The organism is Dolichospermum circinale AWQC131C (assembly GCF_000426905.1).
Taxonomy (GTDB): domain Bacteria; phylum Cyanobacteriota; class Cyanobacteriia; order Cyanobacteriales; family Nostocaceae; genus Dolichospermum; species Dolichospermum circinale.
This window is the reverse complement of the sequence record NZ_KE384637.1, coordinates 11,942-19,611: the sequence shown is the minus strand read 5'-3', so window position 1 is coordinate 19,611 and position 7,670 is coordinate 11,942. Positions and strand designations below refer to the sequence as shown.

Annotated in this window: 6 protein-coding genes; 1 reads left to right on the top strand and 5 read right to left on the bottom strand. The window is 36.4% G+C overall.

The genetic code is table 11. From position 1 onward, the window contains the following. The 3 genes from ACIR131C_RS23225 to ACIR131C_RS0117760 all read right to left on the bottom strand — a co-directional run. A partial coding sequence (locus ACIR131C_RS23225; protein WP_035372412.1) for a leucine-rich repeat domain-containing protein occupies positions 1–567 on the bottom strand: 567 nt, incomplete at its 3' end. Positions 568–698: 131 nt separating this feature from the next. Next, positions 699–1,589, bottom strand: a complete 891-nt coding sequence (locus ACIR131C_RS0117765) for a leucine-rich repeat domain-containing protein (protein ID WP_028091282.1) — start codon at positions 1,587–1,589, stop codon at positions 699–701. 255 nt (positions 1,590–1,844) lie between these two features. Next, complete coding sequence (locus ACIR131C_RS0117760; protein WP_231395492.1) at positions 1,845–2,906, bottom strand: LuxR C-terminal-related transcriptional regulator; 1,062 nt, start codon at positions 2,904–2,906, stop codon at positions 1,845–1,847. Between the two features lie 349 nt (positions 2,907–3,255). Between ACIR131C_RS0117760 and ACIR131C_RS0117755 the strand changes: the two genes are divergently transcribed. Further along, positions 3,256–4,032 carry an outer membrane protein gene (locus ACIR131C_RS0117755; RefSeq protein ID WP_028091280.1) on the top strand — a complete coding sequence of 259 codons (777 nt, stop codon included), beginning with the start codon at positions 3,256–3,258 and terminating at the stop codon, positions 4,030–4,032. Positions 4,033–4,351: 319 nt separating this feature from the next. Here the strand turns inward: ACIR131C_RS0117755 and ACIR131C_RS0117745 are convergent, their stop codons facing one another. Continuing rightward, complete coding sequence (locus tag ACIR131C_RS0117745) at positions 4,352–6,547, bottom strand: lytic transglycosylase domain-containing protein (protein WP_028091279.1); 2,196 nt, start codon at positions 6,545–6,547, stop codon at positions 4,352–4,354. Positions 6,548–6,728: 181 nt separating this feature from the next. After that, positions 6,729–7,580, bottom strand: a complete 852-nt coding sequence (locus tag ACIR131C_RS0117740; RefSeq protein ID WP_028091278.1) for an alpha/beta fold hydrolase — start codon at positions 7,578–7,580, stop codon at positions 6,729–6,731. Between the last annotated feature and the right edge of the window lie 90 nt (positions 7,581–7,670).

The following is a 7,670-nucleotide window of genomic DNA, read 5'->3' as shown; positions in this document are numbered from 1 at the left end:
TCCCAAGTTAATTTCAGTCAAATTAGTCAGATTTGATAAAGGGTTAATATCGCTGATTTTATTGACATGAAGATTAAGAGAAGTCAAATTAGTTAAATTTGACAAAGGGTTAATATCGCTGATTTTATTTTCATGAAGATTAAGAGATGTTAATTTAGTTAAATTTGATAAAGGTTTAATATTGGTGATTTTATTTTCACCAAGATTAATTTCAGTCAAATTAGTTAAGGTCAACAAAGGACTAATATCGCTGATTTGATTTTTATGGAGATTAATTTCAGTCAAATTAGTTAAAGTAGACAAAGGACTAATATCACTGATTTTATCTTCCCCAAGATTAAGAATAGTAAATTTACTCAGCGTTTGATTAGCTTGACTACAATTTTGCGTTTTAGCAACTTTCAACAGTTTTTTAATCGTATATCTCGTCTCTTTAGATAAACTGGCTTTTTGTTGACACCATTCTGTAAAAGTCTTGGGTGTTTTTATGGGTGCTGCGGTGACTTTTGGGGTGTAAAATCCTAATGTCAGGGTAAAAATGGTGGTTGCTACTAGACTTAGTTTCATGATTTTAGTGATAAAAGGTTATGGTGATTTTATCATGTTTTCGTTACTAAGATGAATCTACTCAGAACTAAACGCAGATGAACGCAAATAAACGCAGATGATTTTGTTACTCTTTAGTGATTTGCTGAAAATTAAAACTTACAAATAGACTCTGGTTTCAAGGGACATTGTTTAGAAATAAGTGGATTTTCTGAAAGTTTAAGTTCAGTTAATTTAGTCAAATTAGATAAAGGTTTGATATCCCTGATTTGATTTGCTGAAAGACCAAGATAAGTTAGGTTAGTCAGATTAGATAAAGGTGCGGTATTGCTGATTTGATTTAACGGAAGGTCAAGTTCAGTTAATTTAGTCAGATTAGACAAAGGTTTGATATCCCTGATTTGATTTGCTGAAAGGCCAAGAGAAGTCAATTTAGTCAGGTTAGACAAGGGTTTGATATTGCTAATTTGATTTTTATCAAGGTACAAAAAAATCAATTTAGTCAGGTTAGACAAGGGTTTGATATCCTTGATTTCATTTTTATTCAGATAAAGAGAAGTTAATTTAGTCAGATTAGATAAAGATTTGATATTGCTGATTTGATTTTCCGAAAGGTAAAGAGTATTTAAGTTAGTCAGATTAGACAAGGGTTTGATATCCCTGATTTCATTTCCTGAAAGGCCAAGATAAGTTAAATTAGTGAGATTAGACAAGGGTTTGATATCCCTGATTTCATTTCCTGAAAGATCAAGTTCAGTCAAATTAGTGAAATTAGACAAAGGTTTGATGTCGCTGATTTGATTTTTATTCAGGTCAAGTTTAGTAAAATTAGTCAGCGTTTGATTAGCTTGACTACAATTTTGGGTTTTAGCAACTTTTAATAATGCTTCTACAGTGTGTCTCGTCTGTTGAGGTAAATTGGCTTTTTGTTGACACCATTCTGTAAAAGTCTTAGGTGTTTTTATAGGTGCTGCGGTGACTTTTGGGGTGTAAAATCCTAAAGTCAGGGTAAAAATAGTGGTTGCTACTAGTCTTAGTTTCATGATTTTAGTGATAAAAAGTTACAGTAATTCTATCATGTTGTCGTTACTAAGATGAATCTACTCAGAACTAAACACAGATGATTTTGTCACTCCTTAGAGGATGTTTTAAAGCTGGTATTCCGTAATTTTCAAACATCCTCTAACCCATTTATTATTACTGCTTGATGTTGGGTTTCCTTGCGTCAACCCAAGCTACACAGTAATCACCTTTTCTCAGAAGAATCTGGATAAATTCTGATACTTAATCCCTCTGAATTACTTCTCTTGAGAATTAATAATTCTCATGGCTTCCAGTTTCCAAACTTCTAGTTCTGGTAATTGTCCACGGAATTTTTTTTCTTCCTGATCATAGGCATAAAATTCTAAAAAAGTTTGCCATGATTCTCTGGAACTTTTATGATCTCCCTCCGCTGCTTGCACTTGTGCTAGTAAACAATAAGCTGGAGTATAATTGCTTTCTAATTGCAAACAAATCAGTAAATTTTGTTTTGCTTTTTCCAGAGAACTCTCCTGAAAATACGCCCAGCCAAGGTTTTTATACAATGTAACTTCTATGCTTTTATCTCTAACCTTGGGCAAAATTGATTCAATAATCTTCACCGCTGCTGCACTATTTCCTTGCAGAATTTGCAATCTAGCTAAATTATTCGCAGCAGCATCAGCAGCACGATTTTGATATTTACTCGCAATTTGATAGTGATAACAAGCACCATCTAAATTATCTAACTTTTCATAAGCTGCTCCTAAATTATAATGAGCCGCTCCATAGTTTGGGTTAAATTCAACTGCTAATTCTAAATAGGATGCTGCAATTGTAAAGTCGTTATTTAGGTAGTTTTTATGCCCGATTTCATTTAGAGCTTTCGCAATTTGTTTCCTTTCTTGTTCATGAAACTTGATGCGATTTAGTATCTGTTGCAAATCCTCTGATATGGGCTGATTGAACGATAGCAAATGCAGAATATATTCGGTAATATTTGATTGATTTTCATCCGTCATTATTGTTAATTCTTTTGTCGAGCCAGTTTTAGTTTCACTCAGTAATTCCGGTTTGTATTTGGCAAATAATGTAACCAACTCTGACCGTTTATAGCGACGGCTATCAGAAGGCTCATTATTTAGTCCAAATTCCAAACATATTCTTTCAACATATTTTCTCACGGACGATTCTCCAATCTTCATAGATTGAGCTATATCCGCATCTGTTTCGCCCGCTAGTATCTTCCTTAATACGTTTTTGCGTCGTTCTGTGAGATTGTCAAATACGCGCTCAAACTCTTGTTCGTTCATTCTTGGTTTAAATTGCATCAGTTTCATATTTACTTCTGTGACTATTTTATCTCAGGGTTAGGTTGTTGGTTTTGAGTCATAATCATGACCCATGTAAGTACAAAATCTACGCAAGTGCCAGAAAAATATAAATTCCTGGTTTGGGGTTGACACTTACAAGAAAATATGTCAGATTTATGATTATATTGTATATCACAAAATAAAAAAAATTAATTTTTGTGACATACATGGGGGGAAAAGGTTTCTATCACGAAAGTCAATCAGATTCAAGATTCAGTAGAAGTTTTACTAGTATCGCAGATTAATTGACTTTTGCATAGTCTTTAACTTGAGATAATTTTTATCTTTCAAATTGAAAATCAAGGTTGCCTACATCATGAATAAACACAAGTGCTTTTTAGGGTTAGCTATATTAGCTACTTTAGTCACGACTCCTGCTCAAGCTGAGTCAGTTTCTAGGAAAGCGGCCGACTTAATGGCTCAAAATTCTAACCCGACTGATTCAGTAGATCAGAACACTAATAATACTCAACCAGTCAATACCTCAGCATCCGTATATGAGGGTAGTGATACCTATTCTACACTGCCTGGAAGTAATTACTGGTATGTAAGTGGAAGTGTGGGTCTGGCTTTTCCACGTGATGTGAATGTAACTGAATTAGGTGTTTCAGGTGATTTGAGCTTGGATTCTGGTTTTCAGTTGACTGCTGCTGGGGGCTATCAGCAAAAAAATACTCGTGCTGAAGTAGAAGTGAGTTTTCGCTCTCCAGGTGCTGATAAATTAACTGTAAGTGGCAATGAAACTAATTTAACAGGTAATGTCAATCAGACTACTTTTCTTGTCAATGGTTACTATGATATTCCAACCAAATCTAAGCTTCGTCCCTACGTTGGCGCTGGTATAGGCTTTGGTTTGATTAGTCCTGATATTAAGTTTGGAGGAAATAAGATTGAAACTAGTAATGGCACATCTTTTGCCTATCAAGGAAAAATAGGTGTTGAATATGAAGTAGTCAAAAAGGGTAATGCCTTCGTTGAATTTAAATATCTAGGTTTGACTGGCTATACTTCAAAGAAGGATGATACAGAAATCGAATTTGGTTCATTCAATTCCCCTGCTCTAAGTGTTGGTTATCGGCAAGGCTTTAAATAGACCTTTCCCATCAAGATTGTAGGGACAATTCATGAATTGTCCCTACTGTGGTTTTAGAACATTCGGAGATATTTTAATTATCTGATGATGAGGAGTCATCAAACATGAAATTTAATTACAGCTTAAAACTAACTTTGATTTCACTGTTTATACTAGGATCTTTACCAATGCAAAATTCAGCAATTGCACTAGTAAATCAAGAAATATCTGCAAATTATCAGCAGAATTTGCCATTAGTTACTAATTGCAATTTAACTTAATCCCTATTAGGAATTGAAACATTATTAACCTGTTCCCTGTCACCTAATTGCAATTTCTCTTACTCCCTTTTCGTCGGTAATTTTGGGTGTTCTTGGGAGTATTTACTGACTAGGTTGGATACTTCCGGGTTATAAAGTCGCAGGTAATTCCAGTAATTACCGAATACTTGACGGACATAATTCTTGGTTTCATCAAAGGGAATTTCTTCCACAAATTCATCAGGATCTGTTTTGGGTATAGTTTGCAACCATTTAGCCACGTTACCCGGTCCTGCATTATAACTAGCGATCGCTAACATGGAATTATTGTTATACTGTCGGTGAGTATAATCTAAGTACCAAGTCCCCAGCATAATATTATCATTGGCATTTTCCAAATTGATTTTTTTGATATCTGCATTCATTTGTGGGGCTATCCACGCTGCTGTACTGGGCATAACTTGCATTAAACCTGTTGCACCCACGGGAGATTTAATTTTTGTCTGAAACCGAGACTCTTGGCGCATCAAAGCTGTTACTAACAGTGGATTAAGTTGACGGGAAATAGACCATTTTTCAATTTCCTGAAAATAAGGAAAGGGATAACGGGCTTGCCAGTAGATGCTTTTTTGGCTTAAAGCTTGATATTCGGCTTTTTCGGCAGGTTTTTCCCGATCTTCTAATTTGGCAATTTTCTCAATCCCAGTCAGGTACTCACCCTTTGTTAATTTCATCAACCCTTCTGTAAATTCTTCAGCGACACTAGGTTGATTTTTACTCTGAAACTCTGTTTCCCATTGTAACCAAGCATCACGGTCTTGTCCTAATAAATACAATTCTTTAAAGGTTTCAGAACCCGCAGGTGGTACAGGACGTTGCAATGGTATAATTGTCGGGTTCATCAAGCGCAGGCTGTCAAAATTACCTACATTTAAACCCAAAATACTCGCAGAACGCCAGGCATAATAAGAGTAAGGAAATTCACTAATCACAGACTTATAAGCTGTAACAGCCTCCTCTTGCTTACCTAATATCGTCGCCCATTTACCTACCCAAAATCCGGCTCTGGGTGCTAAAATACTACTCTTGTTATTAATGGTAATTGGTTGCGCCCATTCCCATGCCCCTAAATAGTCATTGTTTTTTGCCTTGGTTTGGGCTGTTTTCCAGCGAAATTCTGCCGCTTCATCACTGTTACTATATTTACCTATTAATAATTTATATGTGCTATCAGCGGATTCACGATCTTTTAAGGCTGTCAATAATGTGGCTTTTTTGACCAATGCCTGCGGTGCTATTTCGGGAAATTTACTAATAATTTCGTCAAGATAGGTAATAGATTCTTTACCTTTGCTAATGTCTGATAATCTTAATAGAGCTATACCTGTTTCTGTCGCAGTGGGGAATTTTTGCAGCAGTTGTTTATAAACCGTAATGGCTTGATCTTGCTGTTTATTTAGTTGTAATCCCCTAGCAATGCGGTAGAGGCTGGTGGCCGTTTTCGGGGCTTGAATATAAGCATCTTTAGCTTTCGTGAATTGATTATTATTCCAGTAAACTGAACCAATTAGTTCCCAGTCTCCAGGTTTGAGTTGGCTTTGTTTGACTAATTGATCTAATACACCCACAATTCCCGGCTCGTCAGCGGCGTATTTAGCTAGGATTAATTGTAAGTTCGGCTGATTTGAGTTATCTTTTAAGCTTTTGCGGATAATTTCCCAAGTCAGAGGATGGGAAGGAAATTGTGCGATCGCTTGATTATATAATTTTGGTTGGGCGATCGCATATATGGCTTTGACTACGGCCGCTTCCTTGCTATATTCCTTTACTACCTTTTGCCGCAAATCTGAAGCTTTCCTATCTTCGCCTAAAATATCATAAGCTTGGGCTTGTTTAAGTAAAATATAAGGAGCTAAAACAGGATAGTCTTTTGCCAATCCTACCAATAAACTCAGTGCTTTTTTTCCTTGGGAGGTTTCTACATAATCACTGGCCAATAGATAACGGGCCCGTTCCCGATCTGGTGAACTACCTTTTTCAGCAATTTCCCGGAGCTTTGTTAATCTTTCTGGTACAGATTCAGACAACAGAGAAAATACAACTGACTTGACTTTATCAGCCTCAGATAACCCTTCCGGCTTACTCTGACCAAAGTTCAACCATTGACTTAGGGTTTTGCCAGCTTGGGGGGCTGACACCATTGCCCCAGCTAAAAAGGCACATAGTCCAGCACCAGCAAGCAGATAAATTTGTCTTTTCTGTAGTTTCTTTAACATTGATACTCGCTGTTTGCCTTGTGTCTCCAAAAGTTGGCGATTAATCTCTTTGCAACTCTAACATTAGGGTAACACCCATGACCAACTTTTACTGCTATGGTGGCAGACTTTCCACTAATTTAGAGCAATTCTTTGGTCTCAACAGGGAATAGGGAATAATGAGTGACTTTTTAAATATCCCCTAATTCGCCCCCCCACACCGGACAAATGGCAATAAATCCTCTAAAATCACCTCATGATAATGTTCTTGGGGGTAATGTCCCACATTGTTAAGTTTGATAATTTCACCATTGGCTACAGATTTGACCAAGTTTTCCGCTATATCTACAGATAACCAAGGATCTATCGTCCCCCATTGTACTAAAATCGGCTTTTGCCATTCTTTTAACCCATTTTCTATTTCTATCATCGCTTTTTCTAATTGTAAATTGCGAATTGTCGCTAGGAGACTTCTCCCAGACGCAGAACTTTTCAAAAATGGTTTTCTATAAACATCTAAATCTTGATCCTCAATGCGGTAACAACTACCACTTTCTAAGGTTCTATCCACTAATAAGGGGTCTTGAGTGATTATATCCCCAGCTAAAGGTAAACCCATTTGTTTGATTTTCCAAGGGATTTTCACTGACGTAGAAATCGGTGTATTTAAAATGGCTATATTAGCAATTTTATCAGCATGACGTAAGGCGTATTGTAACCCCACTGAACCTAAAAATCCTTGGACAACTAAGGAAAATCTCTCTAATTTTAGAGCTTCAACAAATCCTGCTAGTGCTTTGATGAATTCATCTGGAGTATAAGCAAAATCTTCCTTCTCTGGTTTACCTGAAAATCCGCAACCAATCCAATCAGGAGCGATCGCTCTAGTTCCTTGTGCTGCTAAACTAGGAATAATATTTCTCCAACTATAACTTTGAGAAACTAACCCATGTAACAATAACACGGGAATTAAGTCCGTTCTACCCATCGGTTCAGCTTCCCGATAAAACCATTCTAAAGAATCTACTGTAATTTTATGTTCTTGAATTGACACTTTATTTTCCTATGTGGGAATTGAACAGTACCGCACAGATAGCACTCTCCTATCATCCTACTAGGTAATAGGCAACTAAATTTCACAAGA